At 65.1% G+C, this 26,514-nt stretch carries 27 protein-coding genes; 12 read left to right on the forward strand and 15 right to left on the reverse strand.

The features are described 5' to 3' along the window. Positions 1-11 precede the first annotated feature (11 nt). From ACZ415_RS11825 to ACZ415_RS11860, 8 genes are all read right to left on the reverse strand, one after another. Positions 12-926 (reverse strand): septal ring lytic transglycosylase RlpA family protein, encoded by a 915-nt coding sequence (locus tag ACZ415_RS11825; protein WP_344704537.1) that lies wholly within the window; start codon positions 924-926, stop codon positions 12-14. Beyond that, complete coding sequence (gene mltB, locus ACZ415_RS11830) at positions 923-2,011, reverse strand: lytic murein transglycosylase B (RefSeq protein WP_425552754.1); 1,089 nt, start codon at positions 2,009-2,011, stop codon at positions 923-925. The genes ACZ415_RS11825 and mltB overlap by 4 nt, the downstream gene beginning before the upstream one ends. A gap of 15 nt (positions 2,012-2,026) precedes the next feature. Then, entirely contained in the window at positions 2,027-3,187 is a 1,161-nt protein-coding gene (gene rodA / locus ACZ415_RS11835; protein WP_344704535.1) for a rod shape-determining protein RodA, read from the reverse strand. 2 nt (positions 3,188-3,189) lie between these two features. Continuing rightward, entirely contained in the window at positions 3,190-5,112 is a 1,923-nt protein-coding gene (gene mrdA / locus ACZ415_RS11840; RefSeq protein ID WP_344704533.1) for a penicillin-binding protein 2, read from the reverse strand. Between the two features lie 91 nt (positions 5,113-5,203). Further along, positions 5,204-5,671, reverse strand: coding sequence for a 23S rRNA (pseudouridine(1915)-N(3))-methyltransferase RlmH (gene rlmH / locus ACZ415_RS11845; protein ID WP_344704531.1), 468 nt, complete (start codon positions 5,669-5,671; stop codon positions 5,204-5,206). Beyond that, entirely contained in the window at positions 5,668-6,051 is a 384-nt protein-coding gene (gene rsfS, locus ACZ415_RS11850) for a ribosome silencing factor (RefSeq protein WP_344704529.1), read from the reverse strand. Before rsfS ends, rlmH begins: the two co-directional genes overlap by 4 nt. 67 nt (positions 6,052-6,118) lie before the next feature. Next, entirely contained in the window at positions 6,119-6,835 is a 717-nt protein-coding gene (nadD, locus tag ACZ415_RS11855) for a nicotinate-nucleotide adenylyltransferase (protein WP_344704527.1), read from the reverse strand. Positions 6,836-6,844: 9 nt separating this feature from the next. Next, entirely contained in the window at positions 6,845-8,131 is a 1,287-nt protein-coding gene (locus tag ACZ415_RS11860; RefSeq protein ID WP_344704525.1) for a glutamate-5-semialdehyde dehydrogenase, read from the reverse strand. Positions 8,132-8,311: 180 nt separating this feature from the next. Between ACZ415_RS11860 and ACZ415_RS11865 the strand changes: the two genes are divergently transcribed. Next, positions 8,312-9,178 carry a hypothetical protein gene (locus ACZ415_RS11865; protein ID WP_344704523.1) on the forward strand — a complete coding sequence of 289 codons (867 nt, stop codon included), beginning with the start codon at positions 8,312-8,314 and terminating at the stop codon, positions 9,176-9,178. Then, positions 9,178-10,116 carry a GGDEF domain-containing protein gene (locus ACZ415_RS11870; protein ID WP_344704521.1) on the forward strand — a complete coding sequence of 313 codons (939 nt, stop codon included), beginning with the start codon at positions 9,178-9,180 and terminating at the stop codon, positions 10,114-10,116. Before ACZ415_RS11865 ends, ACZ415_RS11870 begins: the two co-directional genes overlap by 1 nt. Before the next feature lie 80 nt (positions 10,117-10,196). On the opposite strand, the gene ACZ415_RS11875 is transcribed toward ACZ415_RS11870, so the two are convergent. From ACZ415_RS11875 to mpl, 3 genes are read right to left on the reverse strand one after another with little or no spacing between them, the layout of a single operon-like run. Then, positions 10,197-10,820: a LysE family translocator gene (locus ACZ415_RS11875; RefSeq protein WP_344704519.1), complete on the reverse strand. Its 624-nt coding sequence runs from the start codon at positions 10,818-10,820 to the stop codon at positions 10,197-10,199. A 12-nt stretch (positions 10,821-10,832) separates the two neighbouring features. Next, complete coding sequence (locus tag ACZ415_RS11880; protein WP_344704517.1) at positions 10,833-11,483, reverse strand: flavin prenyltransferase UbiX; 651 nt, start codon at positions 11,481-11,483, stop codon at positions 10,833-10,835. After that, a complete protein-coding gene (gene mpl / locus ACZ415_RS11885; protein WP_344704673.1) occupies positions 11,480-12,895 on the reverse strand; it encodes a UDP-N-acetylmuramate:L-alanyl-gamma-D-glutamyl-meso-diaminopimelate ligase in 1,416 nt (471 codons plus the stop codon). The genes ACZ415_RS11880 and mpl overlap by 4 nt, the downstream gene beginning before the upstream one ends. Positions 12,896-13,107: 212 nt before the next feature. Between mpl and ACZ415_RS11890 the strand changes: the two genes are divergently transcribed. The 10 genes from ACZ415_RS11890 to azu all read left to right on the forward strand — a co-directional run bounded on the left by ACZ415_RS11890 (position 13,108) and on the right by azu (position 22,563). Then, on the forward strand, positions 13,108-13,500 hold the full coding sequence (locus ACZ415_RS11890) for a glutaredoxin family protein (RefSeq protein ID WP_344704515.1): 393 nt from the start codon (positions 13,108-13,110) through the stop codon (positions 13,498-13,500). Between the two features lie 152 nt (positions 13,501-13,652). Next, the gene (locus ACZ415_RS11895; protein ID WP_344704513.1) at positions 13,653-15,251 is read left to right on the forward strand and encodes an ABC transporter substrate-binding protein; all 1,599 of its coding nucleotides are present in this window, start codon (positions 13,653-13,655) and stop codon (positions 15,249-15,251) included. A 91-nt stretch (positions 15,252-15,342) separates the two neighbouring features. Further along, on the forward strand, positions 15,343-16,389 hold the full coding sequence (locus ACZ415_RS11900; protein WP_344704511.1) for an ABC transporter permease: 1,047 nt from the start codon (positions 15,343-15,345) through the stop codon (positions 16,387-16,389). Then, a complete protein-coding gene (locus tag ACZ415_RS11905) occupies positions 16,386-17,357 on the forward strand; it encodes an ABC transporter permease (RefSeq protein ID WP_344704509.1) in 972 nt (323 codons plus the stop codon). The genes ACZ415_RS11900 and ACZ415_RS11905 overlap by 4 nt, the downstream gene beginning before the upstream one ends. Positions 17,358-17,409: 52 nt before the next feature. Next, a complete protein-coding gene (locus ACZ415_RS11910; RefSeq protein WP_344704507.1) occupies positions 17,410-18,426 on the forward strand; it encodes an ABC transporter ATP-binding protein in 1,017 nt (338 codons plus the stop codon). Further along, positions 18,423-19,523: an ABC transporter ATP-binding protein gene (locus tag ACZ415_RS11915; RefSeq protein ID WP_344704505.1), complete on the forward strand. Its 1,101-nt coding sequence runs from the start codon at positions 18,423-18,425 to the stop codon at positions 19,521-19,523. Before ACZ415_RS11910 ends, ACZ415_RS11915 begins: the two co-directional genes overlap by 4 nt. 15 nt (positions 19,524-19,538) lie before the next feature. Then, the gene (locus ACZ415_RS11920; protein ID WP_344704503.1) at positions 19,539-20,456 is read left to right on the forward strand and encodes a LysR family transcriptional regulator; all 918 of its coding nucleotides are present in this window, start codon (positions 19,539-19,541) and stop codon (positions 20,454-20,456) included. 47 nt (positions 20,457-20,503) lie between these two features. Further along, positions 20,504-21,802, forward strand: coding sequence for a Xaa-Pro dipeptidase (gene pepQ / locus ACZ415_RS11925; RefSeq protein ID WP_344704501.1), 1,299 nt, complete (start codon positions 20,504-20,506; stop codon positions 21,800-21,802). Between the two features lie 105 nt (positions 21,803-21,907). Continuing rightward, positions 21,908-22,078, forward strand: a complete 171-nt coding sequence (locus ACZ415_RS11930) for a hypothetical protein (RefSeq protein WP_344704499.1) — start codon at positions 21,908-21,910, stop codon at positions 22,076-22,078. Positions 22,079-22,089: 11 nt separating this feature from the next. After that, positions 22,090-22,563, forward strand: a complete 474-nt coding sequence (gene azu, locus ACZ415_RS11935) for an azurin (RefSeq protein ID WP_344704497.1) — start codon at positions 22,090-22,092, stop codon at positions 22,561-22,563. Between the two features lie 105 nt (positions 22,564-22,668). Here azu and ACZ415_RS11940 read toward each other — a convergent pair whose 3' ends face one another. The 4 genes from ACZ415_RS11940 to ACZ415_RS11955 all read right to left on the reverse strand — a co-directional run bounded on the left by ACZ415_RS11940 (position 22,669) and on the right by ACZ415_RS11955 (position 26,507). Beyond that, positions 22,669-23,901, reverse strand: a complete 1,233-nt coding sequence (locus ACZ415_RS11940) for a CynX/NimT family MFS transporter (protein WP_344704495.1) — start codon at positions 23,899-23,901, stop codon at positions 22,669-22,671. A gap of 226 nt (positions 23,902-24,127) precedes the next feature. After that, a complete protein-coding gene (locus tag ACZ415_RS11945) occupies positions 24,128-24,568 on the reverse strand; it encodes a YtoQ family protein (protein ID WP_344704493.1) in 441 nt (146 codons plus the stop codon). A 197-nt stretch (positions 24,569-24,765) separates the two neighbouring features. Further along, on the reverse strand, positions 24,766-25,536 hold the full coding sequence (locus ACZ415_RS11950; protein ID WP_344704491.1) for an ABC transporter ATP-binding protein: 771 nt from the start codon (positions 25,534-25,536) through the stop codon (positions 24,766-24,768). Further along, the gene (locus ACZ415_RS11955) at positions 25,533-26,507 is read right to left on the reverse strand and encodes a FecCD family ABC transporter permease (protein WP_344704489.1); all 975 of its coding nucleotides are present in this window, start codon (positions 26,505-26,507) and stop codon (positions 25,533-25,535) included. The genes ACZ415_RS11950 and ACZ415_RS11955 overlap by 4 nt, the downstream gene beginning before the upstream one ends. Between the last annotated feature and the right edge of the window lie 7 nt (positions 26,508-26,514).

Raw genomic sequence — 26,514 nt, forward strand, 5'->3', positions numbered from 1 at the left:
CCCGGGACGCATTATCGCACGATAAACGCCCGGGGAAAGCCTGCCCGGCGCAAGGCGGCGCGCAGCGTTTTGTCGTCAACGCCGGGGGCGATGGGCCCTACCTGCACCCGATGCACACCGTTGCCCCGGGCAATTCGCACGCGCTGCTCAAGCTCGTCTTGCAAACGGCGCTTGAGCTTTTGTGCCCCCGTGCGGCTTTCCAGCGCCGCTACCTGCCAATAGGTGCCGCCCTGTGACGCAGCGGGCACGGCAGCGCTGCTCGGCGCCGGGTCAACGGCTTGCGTGCTTTTTTGCTGTGCCGACCAGGTCTCCGGATCAATGGCTTCCACCCTGACCCGGCCCGTACCGTGATCCAGCAGATCCAGCCGCGCAGCCGCGGCATAGGAGAGATCAATGATCCGATCGCTGTGAAACGGCCCGCGATCGTTGACGCGCACAATGACCGACTGTTCCGTGCCCACCCGGGTCACCCGGGCAAACGTCGGCAGCGGCAGCGAACGGTGGGCCGCGCTCATGCGGTACATGTCGTAAATTTCACCGCTGGATGTGGCATAGCCGTGGAACTTCTTGCCATACCAGGACGCGGTGCCCACCTCGTCGTAGCCGGTCGCATCGGGCAGCACCCGGTAGCTTTTGCCCCATACCGTGTAGGTTGCCTTGTTGCCCGCCCGGGAGCGCAGCTGCGCGCGCGGTACGGCATCGGGCACCTGCGAGACATCCGGCGGGTCCAGCGGATAGGCGTCGGCGTTCATGGCATAGCGCCCGCCGCTACCGGCCGTGCCGGCGTCCGGCTCGGCATCGAAAGCCGCAGTACGCGGGCTTGGCCCGGCACAGCCGGCCATGATCAGCAGCGCGCAAACAGCGCCTGCCAACGCCAAAAAACGGGAGAATACGGCAAGGCGCCGTACAAAAACGCGCTGTCTCATGCCGGCTCCTCATCTTCCGGGAAGGGCCGGGGGAGCGCAGCAATGGCCCGGGCCAGCTCGGCCACCGCCATCGCATACAGGTGGCTGTGGTTGTAGCGTGTGATCACGTAAAAGTTGTAGCCGCCCAGGCGATACTGCGGCGCGCCGTCGGGCATGTTCAGGCGCAGCGCCACGATACGCCGGTCGGCATACTGGATCTGTGTGGCCAGCGCACCGCCTGGCAGATACAAGCCGGCGGCAGCGGCCTCGCCCAGCGTCAGCTGCGGGGCGGTGGTCTGGTTGAAGGCGATCGCCTCGGGCGGCGTGGCAGGCCCCAGCGCCAGCTGATAAATCGCCGCCCCCGGGCGCCAGCCGTGCTCGGCAAAGTAGTGGGCCACGCTGCCGATGGCGTCCACCGGGTTGTGCCACAGGTCGCGCCGGCCGTCGTCGTCGAAATCCACAGCGTAGGCATCATAGCTGGTGGGAATAAACTGCGGGTAGCCCATGGCCCCGGCGTAGGAGCCCATCAGCGCCCCCGGATCCTTGCCCTGCTCATGGGCCAGGCGCAGAAAAGCGGCCAGCTCGCCGCGAAAGAATTCACCGCGGCTGGGGTGCTCAAACGCAAGCGTTGCCAGCGAATCCAGCACCCGATGGCTGCCTTTGTAGCGGCCGTAGAAGGTCTCCACGCCGATAATGGCGGCGATAACCTCCGGCGGCACGCCGTATTCGTCGCGGGCCTTGTTCAGCGCGTCACGGTGCTCGCTGATGAACGCAGCCCCTTGTTCAATGCGCTCATCGGTGAGAAAAATCGCGCGATATTCGGGCCATTCAAGGCGGCGCTCGGCGGCGCCGGACATGGCGTCAAGCACCTGCTGGCTGTGGCGTGCCCGGCTCAGCGTTTCGACCAGATAGTCCCGGGGCAGCCCCTGTTCGCTGAGCTCATCTACCAGCGCGGCGGCCTGGCTGCCCGGACGCGCCGGATCAAAATCCACGGCGGCGCGGGCGTTGCCCGCAAGGCCCGCCCCGCTTGCCAGCATGACGCCGGCCACCGTGGCACAGGCCGCGGCCCACCCCTTGAGCCGTCGCTGAATGGCGTTGTACAGCATGTCTGCCTCCTGGGATCAGCGCGGCAGCAGCCGGCGATGAGCGTGAATGGACATGAGAATACCGAACCCTGCCAGCAGCGTCACGCTGGACGTCCCGCCGTAGCTGATCAGCGGCAGCGGCACCCCCACCACGGGCAGAATGCCGCTGACCATACCCACATTCACGAATACGTAGATGAAAAAAGTAAGGATAATGCTGCCGGCCACCAGCCGGCCGAAGGTATCCTGGGCGCCGGCGGCCAGCCACAGCCCGCGGCAGACAATCACCAGATAAAGCGCCAGCAGTGCAACCATGCCCACCAGGCCAAACTCTTCGCCCAGCACAGCGATGATGAAGTCGGTATGGCGCTCGGGCAGAAACTCAAGCTGGGACTGGGTGCCCTGAAACCAGCCTTTGCCCCAAACGCCGCCGCTGCCGATGGCCGTCGTCGACTGAATGATGTTCCAACCGGCCCCCAGCGGGTCGCTTTCCGGGTTCAAAAACGTCAGCACGCGCTGGCGCTGATAGGACTGCAGGTTGATCCACAAAAGCGGCAGCGCCGCTGCCAACAGCAGCGCAAACATACCGATCAGCCGCCAGGAGAGCCCGGCCAGCAGCACCACGATCAGCGCCGCACTGGCAACCAGAATGGACGTGCCCAGATCGGGCTGCATGGCGATCAGCACCACCGGCACGCCGATAATCAGCGCACAGACCGTGAGATGGCGCAGCCGCGGAGGAATGCCCGTGTGCCCCAGGTAGGCGGCCACCATCAGCGGCGTGGCGAGCTTCATCATTTCCGAAGGCTGAAAGCGCACCACCCCGGGAATTTCCAGCCAGCGCTGGGCGCCCATGCCGATATCGCCCACCAGCTCCACCGCGATCAGCATGGCAACGCCCGCCCCGTAGGCCAGCGGCGCCCAGCGGAAAAACGTCGCGGGGGAAAACTGGGCCAGCACGGCCATAACCGCAAACGCCACGCCAAAGCGCAGCGCCTGGGCCATAACCGTATCACCGCGCTGCCCCGAGGCGCTGTACAGCACCAGCAGCCCCGCACCGACCAGCAGCAGCAAAAGGACCAGCAGCCACGGGTCCAGGTGCAGATTTTCCCACAGGCTTTTGCGCCGCGACATGCCGCTGTCCGGCGGGCGTACAGGATGGCGATTGAGCAAACGCGACAGCGTGGCCCGGGGCATGGCTAGCGCTCCTCTGTGCGGCGGCGAGCGGTGGCGGCTGAGTCGCCTGCGGTATCGTCGCTGTCATCTTCACCGGGCATATGGCCCTGCTCCAGCAGCCAGGCATCGGTCATTGCCCGCGCCAGATGGGCCGCGTGGGTGCTGCCGCCGCCGGCGTTTTCCACAATCACCGCAACGGCAATCTGCGGATCGTCGACGGGGGCAAAGGCAATAAACAGCGCGTGGTCGCGCAGCCGCTCGGCCAGCTCCTCGGCGTTATAGCGTTCGTCCTGGCCCAGCGAGAACACCTGGGCGGTGCCCGACTTGCCGGCCATACGGTATTGCAATCCTTTGCCGGTGCGCCGGGCCGTACCTTCACGGCCGCTCAGCACTTTTTCCATGCCGTTGAACACAGCGTCCCAGCCGTCGGGGTCGGAAAGCGCAATATCTTCAGGCGTGCCGGGCAATTCATCGGGCAGGGGCGCATCGCCGATTTTGCGCGCCAGGTGCGGTTTGACCCAGTCGCCCTTGTTGGCAAGCGTCGCCGTGGCCGTGGCCAGCTGTAGCGGCGTCAGCTGCAAATAGCCCTGGCCGATGCCCACCGACAGCGTTTCGCCGGGATACCAGGGCTGATTGTAGCGCTTGCGCTTCCATTCCCGGGACGGCAGCAGCCCCCGGCTTTCGCCCTGAACGTCGTGAGCCACGCGCTGGCCCAGGCCAAACGCCGCCAGCTGGCGCTGCAGCCGGTCGATCCCCAGGTCGTGGGCCAGCGAATAGTAGTAGGTGTTGTTGGATACCGCCAAAGAGCGCTCCATGTCCACCTTGCCATGCCCCCAGCGCAGCCAGTTGCGGTAGCGGCGCGAGTCGTTGGGCAGTTTGAAATAGCCCGGATCGTGGATGACTTTTTCCGGTGTGATCACGCCTTCGCGCAGCCCGGCAATCGCCACGAACGGCTTGATCGTCGAGCCGGTGGGATACTGGCCGCGAATTGCACGGTTGAAAAGCGGCAGATCGATATCCTGCTGCAGCGCCCGGTAGGAGGCGACATCAATGCCGGTGACAAACTGATTGGTGTCAAACCCCGGCGCCGAGGCCATGGCGAGAATATCGCCGCTTTCCGGCTGAATGGCGACAATCGAGCCGCGCCGGCCGTCCAGCAGCTCAAGCGCCAGCTGCTGCATGTCGGTATCCAGGGTCAGCGTCAGGTTCTTGCCCGGCACCGGGTCCTGGCGCCCCAGCTCGCGCAGCACGCGCCCCCGGGCGTTGGTTTCTACCTTGCGCAGCCCGGCCTCACCGTGAAGGGCGTCTTCGTAAAAGCGCTCAATGCCGGTTTTGCCGATAAAATGGGTGCCGGCGTAGCGCCCGGTGTCCAGCTTTTTGAGCTCCTCGGCGTTGATGCGCCCCACATAGCCCAGCGCATGGGACATAATGCGGGCGTAGGGATAGTAGCGCAGAAGCTGCGCTTCGATCTCGACGCCGGGCAGCCGGTGGCGATTGACCGCCAGCCGGGCGATCTGCGCCTGGGTCAGATCACTCATCAAAAGCGCCGGCTGAAAGGGGCGCTGACGCTGGCGGGAGCGCTTTTTAAACGCCGCGACGTCCTCTTCGGGAAGATCCAAAAGACTCACCAGCCGTTCAAGGGTCCGGTCCAGATCGTCAACGCGTTCGCGCACCAACGTCAGGTTGTAGGTCGGTCGATTTTCCGCCAGCAGCACGCCGTCGCGGTCGTAAATCAGCCCGCGGGTCGGCGGCAGCGGTTCCACGCGCACGCGATTGCTTTCCGAGCGGGTGCTGTACTTGTCGTGCTCGATGACCTGCAGATAGACCAGCCGGCTGGCCAAAAGCCCCGTCAGCACCATAACCACCGCCAGCGCCAGCAGCGCCCGGGCGCGAAAAATGCGCAGCTCCTGTTCGGTGTTTTTCAGCGTATCAAGACGCGGCGGCATGGCAGCAGGTCACGGTTACACAAGGAAAAAACAATCGAAAAACCCCCGGCTTTTGCGGATGATCGCGCCGACGCGCGCCGGCGGCGCCGCATCAGCGGTGGTACGGATGGCCGACCATCAGCGTCCAGGCGCGATACAGCTGCTCGGCCAGCATCACCCGCACCAACGGATGCGGCAGCGTCAAGGGAGAGATCGACCAGGCGCTTTCGGCCCGGGCCGAGAGCGCCGGATCCAGACCATCCGGCCCGCCTACCAGCAGCGCAATATCGCGCCCCTGCATGCGCCAGCCTTGCGCTTGGCAGGCCAGTTCAGCGGTCGTCCAGGGCTTGCCGTTTACCTCCAGCGCGATGAGGTGCTCGCCGCCTTTCAAGCGCTCGTCAATACGCCGCGCTTCTTGCTTTCGGGCCTTGTCGGCCGATGTGTTCTTGCCGCGCCGGGCCGGGGCAATCTCTTCGATTTCCAGCGCAAAATCCCGCGGCAGGCGTTTACGGTAGGTCGCCACCCCTTCTTCCACCCAGCCGGGCATGCGCGTGCCCACGGCCAGCAAACGCAGCTTCACCGACTGGCCTGCGGTTCTTCCACGCGCTCGCGCAGCTGCTCCACGCTGCCCTCGGCGGGCAGATCGGCCCACAGGCGCTCCAGGTCGTAGAGCGTGCGCGCCTCGGGGAGCATCACGTGCACCACCACGTCGCCCAGATCCACCAGCACCCAGTCGGCGCTGTTGCCGCCTTCAACGCCGCGCGGATGAAGTCCCTGAGCCTTGGCTTTTTCCACCACGTTTTGCGCCAGCGCCGCCAGGTGGCGCGTGGAAGTGGCGCTGGCAATCAGCATCACGTCGGTTACGTCGGTGAGCTTGGCCACGTCAAGGGTGCTGACGTCCCGGGCCTTGAGTTCTTCCAGCGCGTCAAGCGCCATCTGTTTTAGTGTCTCAATGTGCAACTGCCAACTCCGTTGGAAAGCGTATAAAAGCCGGCTATTGTAACGGCTTTAGGCGCGACTGCCAGCGCTATTCGCCCGTGCGATCGTCGCTTGGAGCGGCGCTTGGCTGATAGAGCCGCCGGATCACGGCGGCACGTTCCACCGCCTCGGGCAGCAGATAGCGCACGCTTTGCCCGTGCTGCAGCCGGTGGCGTATGTCAGTGGCGGAAATCGCCATGCGCGACGGCAGCGTTACCCGCAAAAGCCCGCCGCCGGGACTTTGCATCAGCGTCTCGGGGTCTGCGACCTCACGCGTACCGATGAGTTCCCGCAGCCGGGGAGAATCCGCCGGAGCATAGCCCGGGCGCGCCACCACCACGATATGCGCCAGCGCAAACAGCCGCTCGGGTGCGTGCCAGTCGGCCAGCCGGGCAAAGGCGTCCTGGCCCAGCGCCATGACCAGCCGCGCTTCCGGGCCGTATTCGGCACGCAGCTCCGCCAGGGTGTCGGCGCTGTAGGAAGGCCCGGTACGAGACAGCTCGCGCCCGTCGGCGTAAAGCCCGGGCGTATCGCCGATGCCGGCTTCAAGCAGCGCCAGACGCGCCTTAGCGGGTACCTGCGGCCGCCCGCGCAGGGGCGGCTGGGGAGCCGGAATCATGTGCAGCCGGTCAAGCGCCAGCGCCTCGTGCAGCTCCACGGCGCTGCGCAGATGGCCCAGATGCACCGGATCGAAGGTGCCGCCCAGCATGCCGATGCGCGGCGCGCGGCGCTCGGATGCGGCAGCGTCACGCAGGCCAGCACTCATGGGCATCTCCTATTGGCGAACATGGCCGTCACCGAACACCACGTACTTGCGCGTGGTCAAGCCCTCAAGCCCTACCGGCCCCCGGGCGTGGAGCTTGTCGGTGGAAATGCCGATTTCCGCGCCCAGCCCGTATTCGGTGCCGTCGGCAAAGCGCGTGGAGGCGTTGACCATTACCGAGCTGGAATCCACCTCGGCCATGAAGCGCCGGGCAAGGCTATAGTCCTGGGTGACGATGGTGTCGGTATGCTGGGAGCCGTAGCGCTCGATGTGTGCCGTGGCCTCGTCCATGCCGTCCACCACCTTGATCGCCAGTACCGGGGCGAGATATTCCTCGGCCCAGTCGGCATCAAGGGCCGGGGTAATGTCGCCGAGCACTTCGCGGGTGCGCTCGCAGCCGCGCAGCTCCACGCCGTGCTCGGCAAAGCGCTCGGCCAGCGCCGGCAGCAGCGAGCCTGCCACGGGCGCATCCACCAGCAGGGTCTCCATGGTGTTGCAGGTGCCGTAGCGCTGGGTCTTGGCATTGATCGCAATTGCCAGCGCCTTGTCGGCGTCGGCGGTGGCGTCGATGTAGACGTGGCACACGCCGTCCAGGTGCTTGATCACCGGCACCCGGGCCTCCCGGGAGATGCGCTCGATCAGCGACTTGCCGCCGCGCGGAATGATTACGTCGACGTAGTCGGGCATGCAAATCAGCTCGCCCACGGCGGCGCGGTCGGTAGTGGCCACTACCTGCACCGTGCCCGCGGGCAGGCCGGCGTCCTGAAGCCCGGCCTTGAGGCATTCGCTGAGTGCAGCGTTGGAGGCTCGGGCCTCGGAGCCGCCGCGCAGGATGCAGGCGTTGCCGGATTTCAAACACAGGCTGGCGGCTTCCACCGTGACGTTGGGCCGGGACTCGAAAATGATTCCGATCACGCCCAGCGGCACGCGCATCTGCCCGACCTGAATGCCGCTGGGCCGGGCGCGCAGGCCGTCGAGCTCGCCGACCGGGTCGGGCAGGGCTGCGACCTGATGCAGCCCGTCGATCATGGCGTCGATACGCGCCTCGGTCAGCGCCAGACGATCCAGCAGGGCATCGTCGAGGCCGGCTTCCCGGCCGCGCTGCATATCTTCAGCGTTGGCGGCAAGCACGGCTTGGCGCGCACGGTCCAGCCGCTCGGCCATGGCCTTGAGCGCCCGGTTCTTGCGCCCGGTATCGGCGCGGCGCAGGTGCTTTGCGGCTTGCCGGGCCGCCTGCCCCAGCGCCTGCATGTAAGCGGCAATATCGGTGGTGTCGTGTAATGCGGGGGAATGGCTCATACCTTGCTCCGTGTCGTCCACAATCGTTGATCACTTTTCAGCCTGCCGTTTTCAGCCTGCTTCAGCGGCCGGGACGGATCTGGTAACGTGCGCGGGTAATGCGCATGCCCACGCGGCACCGCCATCGCATCCGCCGGGTGCAAACGCCGCCCGTGGCCCAACGGTAAAGCATAAGCCACCATGCAAAACAAATACAAAGTCCATCCTTTGCGGGCCAACCTGCTGGCCGTTGCCGTCGCGCTTGTGCTCTGGACCCCGGCCGCGCCGCCGGCGGCCGCGCTCATGCTGTGGGTCAGCGTGGGCTGGCTTTTCATCACCGCACTGCTTTTGGACTTCAGCCACCGGCACAGCCGCGGCGGGCTGCCCTGGCAGCTGCTGCCCGGCGCGCTACTGGTGGGCCTGGTGGCCGCCGCGCCCCAGCGCCACATGCTGCTGGTGTGGGCTTGGGTGGCGCTGTTCATGCTGCCCCAGCCTCACTGGGTCGCCGCCTTTAACCTGAGCGGCATGCTGCTGAGCATGGCGATGATTCTACCGCGGCTGGGCCTGCCTACCGGGACGCTGATGCTTTGCACCCTGATCATTCTGTGCCTGGTGGCCATGTCCCGGGCGCGCCAGCTGACGCTGATCAACGGTGATATCCTCAAGCGTCTGCGCCTGATGCCCGGTATCAATTTCTGGGCCCGAGAGCAGCTGCTGCGCGATCTCCAGCGAGAAGCGGTGCGCTGCGAGCGCGAATCCATTCACGGTGAGCTGATACTGTTCCATGTCCGACGCCGCCAGCTGTGGCCGCTGGCCCAGCGGCTGTGCCATCTGCTCTACGACTTTGAAAACGCATACCGCTTTGACACCCGCACGCTCGCGGTAATACTGCTTTCGCGCTCGCCGCACGAGGGGGCACAGCGGCGCCGGCGGCTGACCCAGGCGTTCCCCGATAACGCCGTCAGCCAATACGTCACGCTTGCCGATGTGCGCCTGGAGCCGCTGGATCTCCAGGCGCTCAGCGATAGCATTCCCTGTCGATCCGGCAACGCCGCGGAAACGCCGTGATGCAGCATCATATTTCGCACCGCTTGATGACCCTGGCGTTTGCCGCCAGCACCGCGCTCATGGGGCTCTATGCCGGCTGGCACTACGCCATGGGCGACTACGTTGCCCTGTTCACGCCGCTTTTCATGATGCTGGTGCTGCTGGCGGCACTGCTGCTGCACGTCTACCGCTCGCCTTCGCCGTACCTGCCGCGCCTTATATTGCTGCTGGCGACCTATCTAACAATGCTGGCCGCGATCTGGCATCCGCCGGATATCTCGCTGGTATGGCTGGGCCTGCCGCTTGCCGCCACCTTTCTTCTGCTGCCGCTTTGGGCAGCGCTTGCCATTACTGTGCTGCTGGCACCGGTATGGTGGCTCACTCCGCTGGCAAACGCCCCGGCCAGCTGGATCATGGGGTTTCTGGTCACCGCTTTGCTGCTGGCGCTGCCGCGTCTGGAGCACGCCCGGCGGCAAGCCCTGCTGCGGGCCACCGATCCTCACGACGCTGAATGCGATGCCTTTCACATCGAGGCCCTGCACCGGCGGCTGCGCAGCGAGCATCAGCGTGCGCTGGTGCTCAATCGTCATCTGGCGGTGCTGGTCATCCACTTGCCTCAGCTCGATATGGCCGGCGAACAGTTTGGCCACCGCGCTCAGACGGCGCTGCTGGCCACGCTGTGCGACGAGGTGCACCACCAGTGCCGAGGCTACGACGTGCTGGGGCGCGCAGCGCCGGCAACGTTCTGGCTGGCCTTGCCCCACACCAGCGAAAGCGGTGCGCTGCTGGTACAAGAGCGCCTAATGCGCGGGCTGTCTCGCCGCATCCCGGTGGAAACCGGCCGGCTGGAAGCGCGCATCGGCATTTGCCTGCTGGGAAACGAAGAAAGCATTGATGCGTTTCTCCAACGCTTGGCCCACCGCGGCGAAACGCTGTCTGCCCCGCCGGAAGCGCTATAGGAACAAACCCGCAAGGCTATTTCCGCGCAAGACCATCCCAGCGCAAGACTATTCCAGCGCAAGACTATTCCAGCGCAAGACTAGCCCAGCGCCAGCCATAGCCCCACGCCTGCCATCAGCGCCGCGGAAACCCGGTTGAGCAGCCGCACGCCGGCCCCTCGCGACAGCAGCCGTCGCAGGGTTTTACCGCCGGTGGCGTAGAGCACAAGACAGGCAAACTCGATAGTTAGAATCACCGCCACTAGTATGGCCAGCTGCGGCCCCAGCGCCCGGCTGTCATCCAGAAACGGCGGCAGCAGCACCATCAGAAATGCCCAGCCCTTGGGGTTGGCCACCGCGGTGACCAAGCCCTGCACAAAAAGCGGGCCGCGCCCCGCCCGCACGCCCTGATCCAGTCCTTCAGGAATTGCCATGCGCCCGCGCGAGCGCCACATCATCACGCCCAGATAGATCAGGTACGCCCCGCCCAGCCACTTGAACACCGCGAATACGCCCGGAGTCTTGAGCATCAGCGCGGCCACGCCGACACCGGCCGCCACGGCCACCAGCCCCACGCCCAGAAGCTCGCCGAGCATCATCCACAGCGTACGCTTCACGCCCTGGGTCATGCCCAGCACCATGGCCAGCGTCATGCACATGCCCGGCGTCAGCGATACCAGCAAAAAGGTCGGCACAAACACCGACAGCGTAGCGGGGGACAGCATAAAGGCTCCTGGTCAGTGCGGCGGCTCGCCGGCCTCGCCCCAGCGCGGCATCAGCGCATGCTCGATGCCCAGCTGGTTGAGAATGCGCGCGACGATAAAATCCACCAGATCGTCGATGCTTTGCGGGCGGTGATAAAAGCCGGGGGCCGCGGGCAGAATCACCGCGCCAAGCCGGGAAAGCGTGAGCATGTGCTCCAGATGAATCGGCGAAAACGGGCTTTCCCGGGGCACCATCACCAGCCGGCGGCGCTCCTTGAGGGCCACGTCCGCGGCGCGCTCGATGAGATTGTTGCTCGCCCCGGTGGCCACCGCCGACAGCGTGCCGGTGGAGCACGGGCAGATCACCATGCTGGAAGGCGCCCCGGAGCCCGAGGCCACCGGCGCCATCCAGTCTTCTCGACCGAAACAGCGGAGCTGGCCCTCGGCGGCGCCGCTGCGCTCGGCAAGCGCATCCACCAGCCGCCCGGGAGCGGCAGGCAGCGCAGCGTCGGTTTCGGTGGCAATCACCATGTGCGCCGCCTTGGAAATCATCACCCAGACTTCGTGGCCGGCCGCCACCAGCACATCGATCAGACGCAGGGCATACTGCGCGCCGGAAGCGCCGGTCAGCGCCACGGTCACCGGCGGCTTGAAGCCGGCCGTCTCGTTTTCTGCCCCGCTCATGCCCGGCTCCCCGCATGGGCGCGCTCAAGGGCGTCCAGCAGCCGCTGGTGAATGCCGCCAAAGCCGCCGTTGGACATCACCACGATGCGGTCTCCGGCCTCGGCGCGGCTGACCACGGCCGCCACCAGCGCGTCGATGTCGTCGTGCAGGCTGGCCCGTTCGCCCTGGGGGGCAATCAGCGAGGCAAGCGACCAGCCAAGCTTTGCCGGCTGGTACCAGAACGCATGATCGGCGCTTGCGACACTTGCGTTGAGCTGCGCTTTGAGCGCGCCCAGACGCATGGTGTTGGAGCGCGGCTCGATCACCGCCAGCAGCCGGCCTCGGGCCGTGGCGGCGCGCAGGCCGGAAAGCGTCGCGGCAATGGCTGTGGGGTGGTGGGCAAAGTCGTCGATCACCTGAACGCCGGCGACCTCGCCGCGCACTTCCTGACGCCGGTGCGGGTTCTCAAAACGCGCAAGCGCGGCACAGCCGCGCGCCAGGTCCACCCCGCAGGCGTGCGCCGCGGCCAGTGCGCCAAGCGCGTTATAGGCGTTGTATTCGCCGGTCAGCGACCATTCCACCACGGCGTCGTCGCCGTCTTCCACCGCGTGGGTTACGGCAAAGCGGCTGGCGTCGGCGTGCTCAAGGGCCAGCTGCCATTCGCTGGCGTTTGCGTCTTCCTTTGCCGCCTTGCCAAAGCGTGCCACCGGCGTCCACACGCCCTGGGCAAGCGCCCGCTCAAGGGCCGGCTGGCCGTTTGCCACCAGAATCTTGCCGTTTCCCGGCACGGTGCGCACCAGGTGATGAAACTGGCGCTCGATGGCGGCCAGATCAGAAAAAATATCCGCGTGATCAAATTCAAGATTGTTGAGCACGGCAATGTTGGGCCGGTAGTGAACGAACTTCGAGCGCTTGTCGAAAAACGCCGTGTCGTATTCGTCGGCCTCCACCACAAAGGGCGCATCAGCCCCGCCAAGCCTGGCCGACACGCCGAAGTTGCGCGGCACCCCGCCGATTAAAAAGCCCGGATTCTGCCCTGCACTTTCCAAAAGCCACGCCAGCATACTGGCCGTGGTGGTCTTGCCGTGCGTGCCGGCCACGGCGATGACGTTTCTGCCGGGCAAAACATGCTCGCCGAGCCACTGAGCCCCCGAAGTATACGCCAGCCCGCGGTTGAGCACGGCTTCCACCTCCGGGTTGCCCCGAGACAGCGCGTTGCCCACCACAACCAGCGCAGGCGCGCTGCCCGTAGCGGCGTCCAGATTCTCCGCGCCGTAGCCTTCCTGCAGGGCAATGCCGGCGTTTTTCAGCTGGGTGCTCATGGGCGGATAGACGTTGGCGTCCGAGCCGCTGACCCGGTAGCCCCGCTCCCGGGCGAGCAGCGCCAGGCTGCCCATGAAAGTGCCGCAGATGCCGATGATATGCAGATGCACGGTAGTCATGCCCTCCTGAAAATAACCCGTGTACGGCCGGCGTTGGCCGCCTTGGCAGCCGCGCGTGGACGGCGGCAAAGCCTAGCATGGCGTGGCCGGGGCTCACAGCGATGTGACAAACGCCGCTGCGTGCGTCACGATGGCCGGCACTACGCGCCGGTCAACGGCGTTTTCCTCCGCTGTTTTTTTACCTTTGCTGTTAAGGAAGGCCCATGCGTATTCTGATTCGCTACTTTTTTCGCGGCGTGCGGCTTTTGCTCGCGCCGGTGATGCTTGTTTCCGAGAAACTCTCCACGCCCAAGGCGGTGGAGCGCTCCGAGGCCGAGCAGGCCAAGGTCGATCGCGCCTGCGAAAAGCTCGCGCTGTATCAGTTTCGCACCTGCCCGTTTTGCATCAAGGTGCGCAAGGAAATGGCGCGGCTAGGGCTTGACATCGAGCGCCGCGACGCCCAGCTCGACCCGGCCCACAAGCAGGCGCTCAAGGAAGGCGGCGGGCGCGTCAAGGTGCCTTGTCTGCGCATCGAAAACGACGATCAAAGCGTTGAATGGCTGTACGAATCCGACGACATCAACGCCTATCTCAACCGCCGCTTCGGCGCGGCCTGAGACCTTGGCCGGCGGCGGCCGGCCGCCTTCATTCGGCGGATGAATACCCCCTGTCATTATTTCGATTGTACCGCTGGCGTGCTCGGCCAACAATCAACGACGCTACCGTCGTTATAAAGCGCTACCAACAACAACCACAGAGACTTTCCGCCATGACCGTGACTTGCACGCCCCGCGTCAACAAGACGCTGATCGCCGCCGCCGTTGCCGCCGCTTTTGCCGGCGGTGCGCTAAACGCCGCCGCCCAGGAAGATATCACGCTGCGCATGGCCTACGACGCCGACCCGGTGTCGCTGGACATCCACGAGCAGCTCTCCGGGGGCATCATGCAGCTGTCCCACCTTTTGTTCGACCCGCTGGTGCGCTGGGACCAGTCGCTGAACTTCGAGCCCCGCCTGGCCAGCGACTGGGAGCAGATCGATGACACCACCATGCGCATGTCGCTGCGCGAAGGCGTCACCTTTCACAGCGGCAACCCGTTTACCGCCAAGGACGTGGTCTGGACCATTGAGCGGCTGAAGCAAAGCCCGGACTACAAGGCCATCTTTGCTCCCATTGAGCGCGCCGAGATCGTTGACGAGCATACCGTCGAGATCCACACGACCAAGCCCTACCCGCTGCTGCTGAACCTGGCGACCTACATCTTCCCCATGGACAGCCGGTTCTACTCCGGCAGCGCGCCGGACGGCGACCCGAAAGACGAAATCGTCAAAAACGGCAACTCCTACGCCTCTTCCAACGTCTCCGGTACCGGCCCGTTCACCGTCACCGAGCGCCAGCAGGGCGTGCGCACCGAGTTTGCCCGCAACGCTGACTACTGGGATGAAAGCTCGCCGGGCAACGTCGACAACCTCGTGCTGACGCCCATCAGCGAAAACGCCACCCGTGTGGCCGCACTGCTCTCCGGCGACGTGGACTTCATCGCCCCGGTGCCGCCCAACGATCTGGAACGCGTGCGCCAAAGCGACGACGCCAAGCTGGTCACCATGTCCGGCACGCGCATCATCATGCTGCACATGAACCAGCAGCGCGTAGAGGCCTTTGAAGACCCGCGGGTGCGCAAGGCCTTTGCCTACGCCGTCAACCAAAAGGGCATCGCCGACCGGCTGATGAAAGGCTTCGCCACCCCGGCCGCTCAGATGTCGCCGGAAGGCTACGTGGGCCACGTGGACTCGCTCAATCCGCGCTACGACGTCGCCAGGGCCAAGGAGCTCATGGCTGATGCCGGCTACGCCGACGGCTTTGACATCACCATGATGGCGCCCAACAACCGCTACGTGAACGACGCCAAGATCGCCCAGGCGGTCGCCGCGATGCTGGCCCGCATCAACGTCGACGTGGACCTCAAGACCCTGCCCAAGGCCCAGTACTGGGGCGAGTTTGACGATCGCGCCGCGGACATGATGCTGATCGGCTGGCACGCCGACACCGAAGACAGCGCCAACTTCCACGAGTATCTCACCGCCTGCCCCGACGCCGACACCGGCGCCGGCCAGTACAACGCCGGCAACTACTGCAACCCGGAGCTGGACAAGCTGGTCAAGGAAGCCAACCAGGAAATCGACCTGGAAAAGCGCGCCGCGATGCTCCAGCAGGTCGAACAGACGCTGTACGACGACGCCGCTTTCGTGCCGCTTCACTGGCAGGATCTGGCCTGGGCTTCCGCGCCCAGTGCTCAAATCGAGCCGGTGCTCAACGTCATGAACTTCCCCTATCTGGGAGATCTGGTGGTCAACGCCGACGCGGAATAACCCCGCCGTCTGACCGCCCTGTCTGACCCGCTTGATGACGCGCCCCGCTCGGGGCGCGTTGCTTCCCTGTTGCCGCTACGGGATATTTTTCATGATCGCTTTTCTGATCAAGCGCCTTTTTCACGCGCTGCTGGTGATGTTTGTCATCAGCATCATTGCCTTCGCCATTCAGGACAACCTGGGCGACCCGATCCAGCAGCTGGTGGGCCAGTCGGTCCCCGAAAGCGAGCGCGAGGCGCTGCGCGAGGAGTTCGGGCTGAACGATCCGTTCTTGACCCAGTACCTGCGCTTTGCCGGCAACGCGCTGCAGTTCGACTTCGGCTACTCCTACGTGTTCAACCAGCCCACCACCGAGGTTATCGCCCGCCACCTGCCGGCGACTCTGGAGCTGGTGGCCGCCTCGACGTTTTTGATCATTGCGCTGTCGATTCCCATCGGCGTGTACAGCGCGATCAAACCCAAGGCCTGGCTGACGCGCTTTTTCATGAGCGTGTCGATTGTGGGCATCTCCATTCCGGTGTTTCTCACCGCCATTGTGCTGATCCAGCTGTTTGCCATCGGCGTGAGCGTCTCGCCCTTCCCGGCGGATACCGGCTGGGGCGCCTGGCTCAACGACGTACTCTCCACCGAAGGCGGCATGCCGGCCTACGGCCGCGGCGATCCGGTGCCCGTGTTCGGCACCTGGGAGACCAACTTCGCAAGCCTCGACGGCCTGACCTATCTGGTGCTGCCGGCGGTGTCGCTTGCCTCCATTATGCTGCCGCTGTTTATCCGCCTGATACGGGCGGAAATGCTGGAAGTGCTGCAGTCCGAGTACGTCAAGTTTGCCCGGGCCAAGGGCATCTCCATGCGCCGCATCTACTTTTTGCACGCGCTGAAAAACACCATGCTGCCGGTGATCACCGTAGGCGGGGTGCAGATCGGCACCCTGGTGGCCTACACCATTCTCACCGAGACGGTGTTCCAGTGGCCGGGCATGGGGCTGATGTTTCTTAACGCCATCCAGCGCTCGGATATTCCGCTGATCGTCACCTACCTGATGATCGTGGGCCTGATTTTCGTGATCACCAATACCCTGGTCGATCTGATCTACGGCCTGGTCAACCCCACCGTCAAACTCACAGGGAAACCCGCATGAGCCAGCCGACACCGACTCCCGAATCCCGGGCAGATGCCGCGCCGGCGCTACCCGGCCGCTGGGAACGCTTTCGCGATTCCTATCTGCTCTACAGCTTCAAGCGCGACGTCATCGCCCAGCTGAGCCTGGTAGTATTCATCGCGCTGGTGGCCATCGCCGTCTTCGCCCCCTGGCTTGCGCCGATGAACCCTTACGATCTGGCCCAGATCGACATTCTGGCATCAGAGCTTCCGCCCTTCTGGGTCGACGGCAGCGACCCGGCCTATCTGCTGGGCACCGACGCCCAGGGCCGGGACATGCTATCGACGATTCTCTACGGCGCCCGGGTCTCGCTGGTGATCGGCTTTGGCGCGGTAGCGCTGCAGGCGATTCTCGGCGTCACCTTCGGCCTGATGGCCGGCTATCTGGGCGGGCGCATCGACGCCTTTTTGATGCGCCTGGCGGATATTCAGCTGTCGTTTTCCACCCTGATGGTGGCGATCATCGTCGGCGCGCTGGTCAAGGCGGTGTTCGGCGGGGCGACGTTCAGCACCTACGCCGTGCCGCTTTTGGTGGTGATTATCGGGCTGGCCGAATGGCCCCAGTACGCGCGCACCGTGCGCGCCTCGGTGCTGGCGGAGAAAAACAAGGAGTACGTCGACGCCGCCCGGGTCATGGGGCTCAAAAGCCGGCGCATCATGTTTCGCCACGTTTTGCCCAATACGCTGTCGCCGATATTTGTGATTTCCACGGTGCAGATTGCCAACGCGATCATTTCCGAAGCCGCGCTTTCGTTTCTCGGCCTTGGCATGCCGGAAACGCACCCGTCGCTTGGTTCTTTGATCAAGGCCGGCTTTGACTACATTCAGTCCGGCTCCTGGTGGATCACGCTGATCCCCGGCGCGGTGCTGGTGGTGCTGGTGCTGTCGATCAACCTGCTGGGCGACTGGCTGCGCGACGTGATGAATCCGCGCTTGTACAAAGGCTAAGTCGACAAGGGCTAAAAGCACAAAGGCTAGAACAACAAGGGCTGAAAACACTATGGCACTGCTGGAAGTCAACCATCTCGACGTTCGCTTCGCCCTGCGCAAGGGCGAGGTGCGCGCCCTGCGCGACGTCAACTTTACCCTGGAGCGCGGCGAGCGGCTGGGCATCGTCGGCGAGTCCGGCGCGGGCAAATCCGTGGCCGCCTTTTCACTTTTGAACCTGATCGCCAAGCCCGGCTTTATCGCCGGCGGCGAGGTCACCTTCGAAGGCAAGACGCTCAACCACATGAGCGAGCGCGGCCTGCGCAAGGTGCGCGGCAACCGCATCTCGATGATCTTTCAGGACCCGATGATGACGCTCAACCCGGTGCTGTCCATCGGCGAGCAGATGGTCGAGTCGCTCAAGGCGCACCGGCGCATCAATACCAAAGCCGCACGCGAGATCGCGCTTGATCGGCTGCGCCAGGTGCAGATCCCCTCGCCGGAGGCGCGGCTCGATCAGTACCCCCACGAGCTTTCCGGGGGCATGCGCCAGCGCGTGATCATCGCCATCGCGCTGCTGCTCGACCCCGACATCATCATCGCCGACGAGCCCACCACCGCGCTTGACGTGACCATTCAGGCGGAGATCATGGCGCTTCTGCTCAACCTTTGCGAAGAGCACAACGTCGGGCTGATTTTGATCACCCATGACCTGGGCGTGGTCAGCCAGGTCACCCAGCGCATGCTGGTGATGTACGCCGGCCGGGTAATCGAACAGGGGCCGACCCGAGAAATCATCAACGACCCCCAGCACCCCTACACCCAGGGGCTGATCAACGCCCTGCCGCAGATGGCCACACCGGGCGAGCCGCTCAACCAGATTCGCGGCAGCATGCCGTCGCTTTCCAATCTGCCCGGCGGCTGCGCGTTTCATCCGCGCTGCGACTTTATTCGCCGTGCCGACGGCGAGGTGCGTCCGGCCTGCGTAGAACAGGTGCCGGGCTTTACGCACTCGGGCAATTGCCGCGTGGCCTGCCACATGGTCGCGGAACTGCAGCAGGACCGCCGCACGAAGGAGGAAGGCCAATGAGCGCCCCCGCATCCCGCATTCCCGCCGTTGCGCATGCCGAAACGGCCCAGACCTCCGCGACGGCCCGGCCAAGCGAAACGCTGCTGGAAATTCGCGATCTGGAAAAACACTTCTCGCTTTCCGGCGATTTTCTCGACCAGCTCAAGTTCAAGGGCGGCAAGCTCATCCGCGAGCAGAAGTTTGTCCACGCCATCAACGGCGTCAACCTCAACATCCAGCGCGGCGAGGCGCTGTGCGTGGTGGGCGAGTCCGGCTGCGGCAAGTCCACCGTGGCGCGTACGGTGATGGGGCTTTTGCACCCCTCCGCCGGGGAGATCCGCTACGACGGCACGCGCATCGACAACCTTGATACCAAAGCGCTGATGCCGTTTCGCCGGCGCATGCAGATGATCTTTCAAAACCCCTACGCCTCGCTCAACCCGCGCATGACCATCCAGCAAACGCTGGAAGAGCCCGTGCGCCTGCACCACCCCGACTGGAGCCGCCAACAGGTGGCCGACCAGGTGGAGCGGGTGATGGCCTCGGTGGGCATCGACCCGGACTGGGGCAAGCGCTTCGGCCACGAGTTTTCCGGCGGCCAGCGCCAGCGCATCGCCATCGCCCGGGCGCTGGCGGTGGACCCTGAGTTTATCGTCGCCGACGAGCCCATCTCGGCGCTGGACGTGTCCATCCAGGCCCAGGTGCTCAACCTGCTGATGGACGCCCAGCGCGAACGCGGGCTGACGTATCTGTTCATCACCCACGATCTGGCCGTGGTGGAGCACTTCGGCACTCGCGTGGCGGTGATGTATCTGGGCACGGTATGCGAAATCGCCGACACCGCCACGCTGTTTGCTCGGCCGCGCCACCCCTACACCCAGGCGCTGCTCTCGGCGATTCCGCGCCTCGACGACGACGGCCCCCGCCACATCCGCCTGGAAGGCGAGGTGCCCACGCCGGTCAACCTGCCCTCGGGCTGCGTGTTCCACGGCCGCTGCCCCTACGCCAACGCCCGCTGCAAGGCCGAAGTGCCCGCGCTCATCACACAGGATGACGGCGTGCGCGTGGCGTGTCACGCTGTAGAGGAAGGACGCCTTCAGGCGGCCGAAGATTCCTGACGGGCAGAGCAGACTATGGAAATACGCTGGCTGGAAGACTTTATTGCGCTGGCCCGAACGCGGCATTTCTCCCGCGCCGCCGATGAGCAGCATGTCTCCCAGCCGACGTTTTCCCGACGTATCAGGCTGCTGGAAGAGGAAATGGGCGCCACGCTGATCAACCGCCAGACCCTGCCGCTATCGCTGACCGCCGAGGGCGAGGCGTTTCTCGCGCTGTGTGAAAAAACCACCGAAGGCGTGCGCCTGACCCGGGAGCGCATTCGCGATATCAGCGCCGGGCACGAGCGGCGCATCAGCGTGGCCGCCCCGCAAAGTCTGCTGGCGCATTTCTTCCCCGACTGGCTTGCCATCAACGGGCTGGAAGGCCGCATGCAGCCTGACCTGCGCGCTACCGGCTGGGCGGCGGCGGACTACTTCAAAGCGCTCAACCGCGGCGAATGCGACCTGGCGCTGTGCTACTGGCCGCTTGCGCGCTGCGACCTGGAGCTGGATACCCGGACGTGTCGCTACCGCACCGTCGGCCATGAGCGCTTGATCGCGGTCAGCGCGCCCACCTCTGCCGGTACGCCCTGCTTTACTCTGCCTGCCAGCCGCGAAGCGCCGGTGCCGTGGTTTGCCTACCCCCGGCTCGGGCTTTTGGGTGCAGCACTGCACACCCACCTGGCACGGCTGCCCGAAGCGCCGGGGCTGGCGGTCAAAAACCAGGACCTCTACGTGACCAGCATCAAAGAGCTGGTGATGCTGGGCTACGGCATCGGCTGGCTGCCCGAGCGCGCCATACGCCAGGCGCTTTATGCCAACACCCTGGTGCGCGCCGGCGACACCCGCTGGGATGTACCGCTGGCGCTCAGGCTGTATCGTCACCAGCACCACCATCATGCCGAGCTCGACACTATCTGGAATGCGCTGCCCCAGGCCAGCCCGCCCCCCTGATCTTTTGGTGTCAACGGCGTATCCCTGTCACCCACAAAGGAGGCCCCATGGCCCAGACTCTTGATCGTCTGCAACAAGACCACATCCAGCGGCTGCTGGCTGCCTATCGCACGCTCATGCAGCAGCACGGGCTGGACGCCATTGCCCTTTACAGCGGCCACGCGCTGCCCCACTACGGCGACGACCAGTACCCCAACTTCAAGGCCGCCGGGCATTTCGTCCACTGGTCACCGCTGTTTGAAGCCCAGCACAGCTGGCTTGTGATTACACCAAACGCCAAGCCGCGCCTTTTGCTCCACGCGCCCACGGACTTCTGGCACCTGACGCCTACGCTGCCCGACGAGCCCTGGGTCGGCGAGTTTGATGTTGAGCTTGTCAACGAGCCGGCCACGCCGGCCCTGCAAGGCAACGTGGCGCTCATCGGCGACGTGGACGCCCTGCAGCAAGGCCCCGTCGCGCTGCCCCACGGCGAGGCCAACCCGCCCGCCCTGGTGGCCGCGCTGGACGAGCTGCGCATGCACAAAAGCGCCTACGAAATCGCCTGCCTGCGCGAGGCCAACCGCCTGGCCATGGCCGGCCACGAAGCCGCCCAGGCGGCATTCGCCGGCGCCGGCGCAGAGCTTGATATCCAGCTGGCCTACCTGGGCGCCAGCCGCCAGCGCGAGTCCCACGTGCCCTACGACAACATCGTCGGGCTTAACCAGCACGCCGGCGTGCTGCACTATCAGCACTACGACCTCCACCCGCCGGCCGGACGCTACAGCCTGCTGGTGGACGCCGGCCGGCGCTTTCGCGGCTACTGCTCCGACATTACCCGCACCTGGGCCGGCCCGGACGCGCCGACGCTTTTTGCCGAGCTGATTAAAGCCGTACACGAGCTCAAGGACACGCTGATTGCACGCATTGCCCCGGACGTGGACTACGTCGAGCTGCAGCGGGCCATGCACCGCCAACTGGGCGAAATTCTTGTGCGCCACGACCTCTACCACGGCTCGGCCAGCGACTGCGTTGCCAGCGGCGTTACCCGCGCCTTCTGCCCTCACGGCGTCGGCCATTCGCTGGGTATCCAGGTGCACGATATTGCCGGACTCAAAGCCCCCGATGCCACGCCCGCACCGCCGCCCGAAGAGCATCCGGCGCTGCGGCTGACCCGCAAACTGACCCCGGGCATGGTCGTTACCATCGAGCCTGGGCTTTACTTCATTCCCATGCTGCTTGACCCGCTGCGCGATACCGGCGCTCCGATCAACTGGCCACTGGTTGAACAGCTCATGCCCTGCGGCGGCATCCGCATTGAAGACAACGTCGCGGTAACCGATACCGGCCATGACAATCTGACGCTTTGAATCCGGGTCTTGAAAAGCGGCGCTGAAAGATGCCGATAGAAAAATCCTGAACTTTATTTATACAGGCCAGTCACAAAAGGTGCACAAGCGCAGGGAGGCGCTGCCTTGACAGACACCGCCAAGGCATCAAGAATGGAGCGCGCATCACGTATGACTCACATAACCGAACGGCCAACAGCACCGCTGCTGTCCGGCAACGCCCTCACCCTGACGACCGTTGCCGCCACCGTTACGGTATTACCGCAACGCGGTAATTCGCCCGTCAACCAAGCGTAAGGACCATCACCATGAAAACATCCTGGATGCTGATTCCCGCCGCCGCTTTTGCCGCCATGGCTTTCGCATCTCCGACCATGGCCGCCGACGATGAGGCGTGTAACCTCACCATCGAAGGCAACGACGCCATGCAGTTCAACAAAGACGCAATGAGCGTGCCGGCCAGCTGCGACGAAGTCACCGTTACGCTCAAGCACACCGGCCAAATGGCCGCCAGCGCCATGGGCCACAACTGGGTGCTGTCCGACTCTGACGTTTACGAAGACGTCGCCAAGGCCGGCATGAGCGCAGGCATGGACAACGACTATCTGCCCCAGGACGACGAGCGCGTCATTGCCTCTACCGACGTCATCGGCGGCGGCGAAGAAACCAGCGTGACCTTCTCCACCGAAGGCCTGGAAGACCGCGATCTGACGTTCTTCTGCTCCTTCCCGGGCCACTACGCCGCGATGAACGGCAGCTTCACCATCACCAAGGAAGACTAACCGCAAAAGCGCTCGGGCCACGCCCGGGCCAGCGTTTAGCCGCACGCCGGCAGGCAAGCCCTGCCGGCGTTTTTGCGTGCCGGGCAAAGCCGGCCATCTGCTGGGTTACCGCGCGGCACGGCGCATGACCGCGGGGTAGCGGGCAGGATTAAAGCGCAGGGTAACGGCCAGCATAGCGACGATGCCCACGGCCAAAAGCGCCCAGGCTGCGATGAAGCTGCCGGTCATTTCCCGCAGGGTGCCGCTGATCCACGGCGACATGGCGTTGAGCATAAAGCCAAAGCCCTGCATAAAGGCTGCCAGCCGCCCTGCCGCACGGGCGTCGGGCAGATGATCCAGGGCAAGAATCAGCCCCAGCGAGAAACACGCCCCCAGCCCAAAGCCGCCAACGGCATTCCAGAGTAGCGCAAGCGAGGTCGGCATGAAGAGAAAACCCAGATACCCGATAAGCTGCATCACCAGGCTTATCGCCAGCAGCAGACGCCGGTCAGCGGTCTTCTGGCGCTGGGCGATCATCGGCATGGTCAGTGCGGCCAGCACCTGAAAGAGCGTCATCCACGCCAGCAGCCGGCCGCCGGCCACCGCGCTCCAGCCAAGCTCCTGGTAATACTGCGGAAGCCAGGTCACCACGCTTGAATAGCCCGAGTTGATCACACCGAAAAAAAGCGCCAAAAGCCAGGCGCGCGGCAAACGCCAGGGGCGCACGCCTTCAATCGCGGCGGTATTCGCGGCGGGCGCACCGCGGCGGCGAAAAATCAAAAACCAGCCGGCAAGCGTCACCAGCGCCGGCACCCACCAGATGCCCACGCCCAGCTGCCAGCCGCCCATCTCGGCCAGCCGCGGACTGATCCACGCCGAAAGCCCGCCGCCGGACATCAGCGAGGCCGAATAAAATCCCATGACCAGCGGCATGCGCGAACCAAAGCGGCGCTTGACCAGCCCCGGCACCAGCGCCTGAATCAAGGCAATACCCGCCCCGCCCAGAAGCGCCGTGGCGAGCAACGTCACGCCGGTGCCGCTTAGCTGGCGCAGCGCGCAGGCCACACCGATAGCGGCCAGCGAAAGCATGATGCCGCGATTTTCACCCAGCAGCCGGTGCAGCCGGCCGCTGGCCAGCGCCACCGCGCCCATGCACAGAAACGGCAGCGTGGTCAGCCAGGCAAGTATGCCGTAGCCCAGGCCCGTCGCGGCGCGAATATCCTCCATCAGCGGGCTGGCCGAAGCCAGCAGCGGACGCAGGTTAAGCCCCAGCGCCATGATGAGCAAAAGCCCGCCGATAAACGCCAGCGTTTCCGTGTGGGCCGCTTTTACGCTGGCCGTATTGCCCGATGTGGTCATCGTCGCCTCGTGGTTGCGGTTTAAAGTGAGGCACACTTTTAACACGCTACCGGATAAAACTGTATATAAGACCCGCCTGCATACCAGAACCTGCCTGCAGCAAGAAGTGGCCGGGCCGCTTCGCCGGCCCATGCGTGCCAGACAAGCCCCGGCCCCCGTCAACGCATAAAAAAAGCGCCCTTCCGGGCGCTTTTTACATGGCGCGGCAGGCGCTACCCCCTACCGATCAGGCCTTGAGCACGTAGCGCAAAATCTCCACCACCTGGTCGGTTGTGGTGCTCCACGCCTGGGCGTCGGCGTCGACTTCTTTCAGCGGGTGAACGATGTCTTCGCTGTGCAGGGTAACGTAGGGCTTGTCCAGCGCGGCGCAGTAGCCGGCGTCAAAGGCCGCATTCCACTGCTTGTACTTGTCGCCGAAGCGCACCACCACCAGATCGCTCTGCTCGATCAACGTGCGAGTGCGGATGGCGTTGATCTTGGACGACTGATGATCGCGCCAGAACGGTTTGTCCTGTGCGCCCAGATGGTCGCCGGCCGCATCGCTGGCGTCGTGGTCGGTGACCGGCGCGGTAAACACCACGTCCAGGCCGGCGGCTTCGGCGCCGCGCTGGATTTCATCGCGCCAGTCGGTGTGAATCTCGCCGGAAAGGTACACGTAAAAACTCATAATGATCGCCTCCTGCTATGGGTCACAGAACGTGTGTCACACACGGCCTGTCATAAATAATGCCCATGATAGCCCATATAACTTTTTATGGAAAACATTTCCATAAATATTTTCCATGAAGATCTTCCATAAAAACCTCCATAAAAAGCCTTTTAAAAAGTAGCTCTATAAAAAACGTGTCTGCAGACGCGCCGCCGCTAGCCGTTTACCGGCACAAACACCGGCGCGCCGTCGACTTCCACTACCCTGAGCCGCTGGCGGTAGAGCCGCTCAAGCGCGTCGGGTACCAGCATATTCTGCGCCGCGCCCCAGCAGGCCTCGCCGCTGGGGTAGAGCAGCAGTACGTGGCTGCACCAGCGGGCGGCCAGGTTCAAGTCGTGCAGGCAAAGCATCAGCGCCCGCCCCGCCGCGGCCTGTTCGCGCATTAGCGCCATCACCGCGCTCTGGTGGTGCAAATCCAGATGATTGGTGGGCTCGTCGACCAGCCACACCGCCGGGTCCTGGGTTAACAGCGTGGCAATCGCCACCCGCTGGCGCTCGCCGCCGGAAAGCGTGCCCACCGGCCGCTGCCTTAAATGCGCCACGTCCAGCCGCTCAAGGGCGGCCTGCACGCGGCGCATATCCTCGGCGCTTTCCCGCTGCCAGTACGATAAATACGGATGCCGGCCCAGCATCGCGGTTTCTTCAACCGTCGCGGGAAAGCCGTCCACTCGCTCCTGAAACACCACCCCCAGCCTTTGCGCAATCCGGCGACGGCGCAGCCGGGCAAGCGGCGTTTCATCCAGAATCACGCTGCCCGCGCGGGGCGGGTGCAGGCCGGCCAGGGTGTGCAAAAGCGTCGTCTTGCCCGCGCCGTTGGGGCCCAGCACGCCCCACACCTGCCCCGGCTCAACGGCGAGGTTCAGCACCTGGCCGCTTTGGCGGCCGGGCACGTCGATGACCAGATCACGCGCGGCAAGCACGCTCATGGCCCGCTCCGGTAGAGCAAAAACAAAAACGTGGGCACGCCGAGCAGCGCGGTGATCACGCCCACCGGCAGCTGCTCCGGGGCGATGACCGTGCGCGCCAGGGTATCCGCCAGCAGCAAAAGCGTGCCGCCGGCCAGCGCGCAGGCGGGCAGCGCAATACGCTGGTCGTTGCCCAGCACCAGGCGCAGCATGTGCGGCACCACCAGCCCCACAAAGCCGATGCTGCCCGCGGTGGCCACGGCCACGGCGGTGAGCAGGCTGGCGATGGCGTAAATGCCCCACTCCAGCAGGCGGGCATCCACGCCCAGCGCGGCGGCCTGACGGGGCCCGCGCGCCAGCACGTTCAGGCTGCGCCCCAGCGGCAAAAGCCCGATGCACGTCAGGGCCAACAGCGCCAGCGGCAGCCCCGGCTCGCGGGCGTAGGAAAGATCACCCATCAGCCAGTAGAGCATGCCCGGCAGGCGCTCCGCCGGCGTCATCGCAAGCATCAGCGTAATCATCGCGCCCCAGCCCGAGGCCACTACAATGCCGGTGAGCAGCAGCCGGGTAGGCGCCCAGCCGCCCCGGCCGTGGGCGAGGCCAAAGACCAGCAGCGTGGAAAACAGCGCACCGCCGAAGGCCGAGGTAGACGCCAGCATACCGCCCAGCCCCAGCATCATCGCGCCCAGCGCGCCCATCGCCGCGCCGCCGGAAATCCCCAGCACGTAGGGGTCGGCCAGCGGGTTGCGCAGCAGCACCTGCATTAAAGCGCCGGCCACGGCCAGAAGCCCGCCCACGGCAAACGCCGAAAGCGCCCGGGGCAGGCGCAGCTCCAGCACCATGGTGCGCGCCAGGCCGTCGCCCTCACCCAGCGCAATCGCCCAGAGCCGGTCAAGCGGGATCGACGCGCTGCCCACCCCGAGCGACACGCCAAGGGCCGCCAGCGCGCCCAGCGCCAGCAGCCCCAGCGGCACAAACGCTTGCAGACGCATATCCCGC

This window comes from Halomonas cibimaris, from assembly GCF_055379665.1.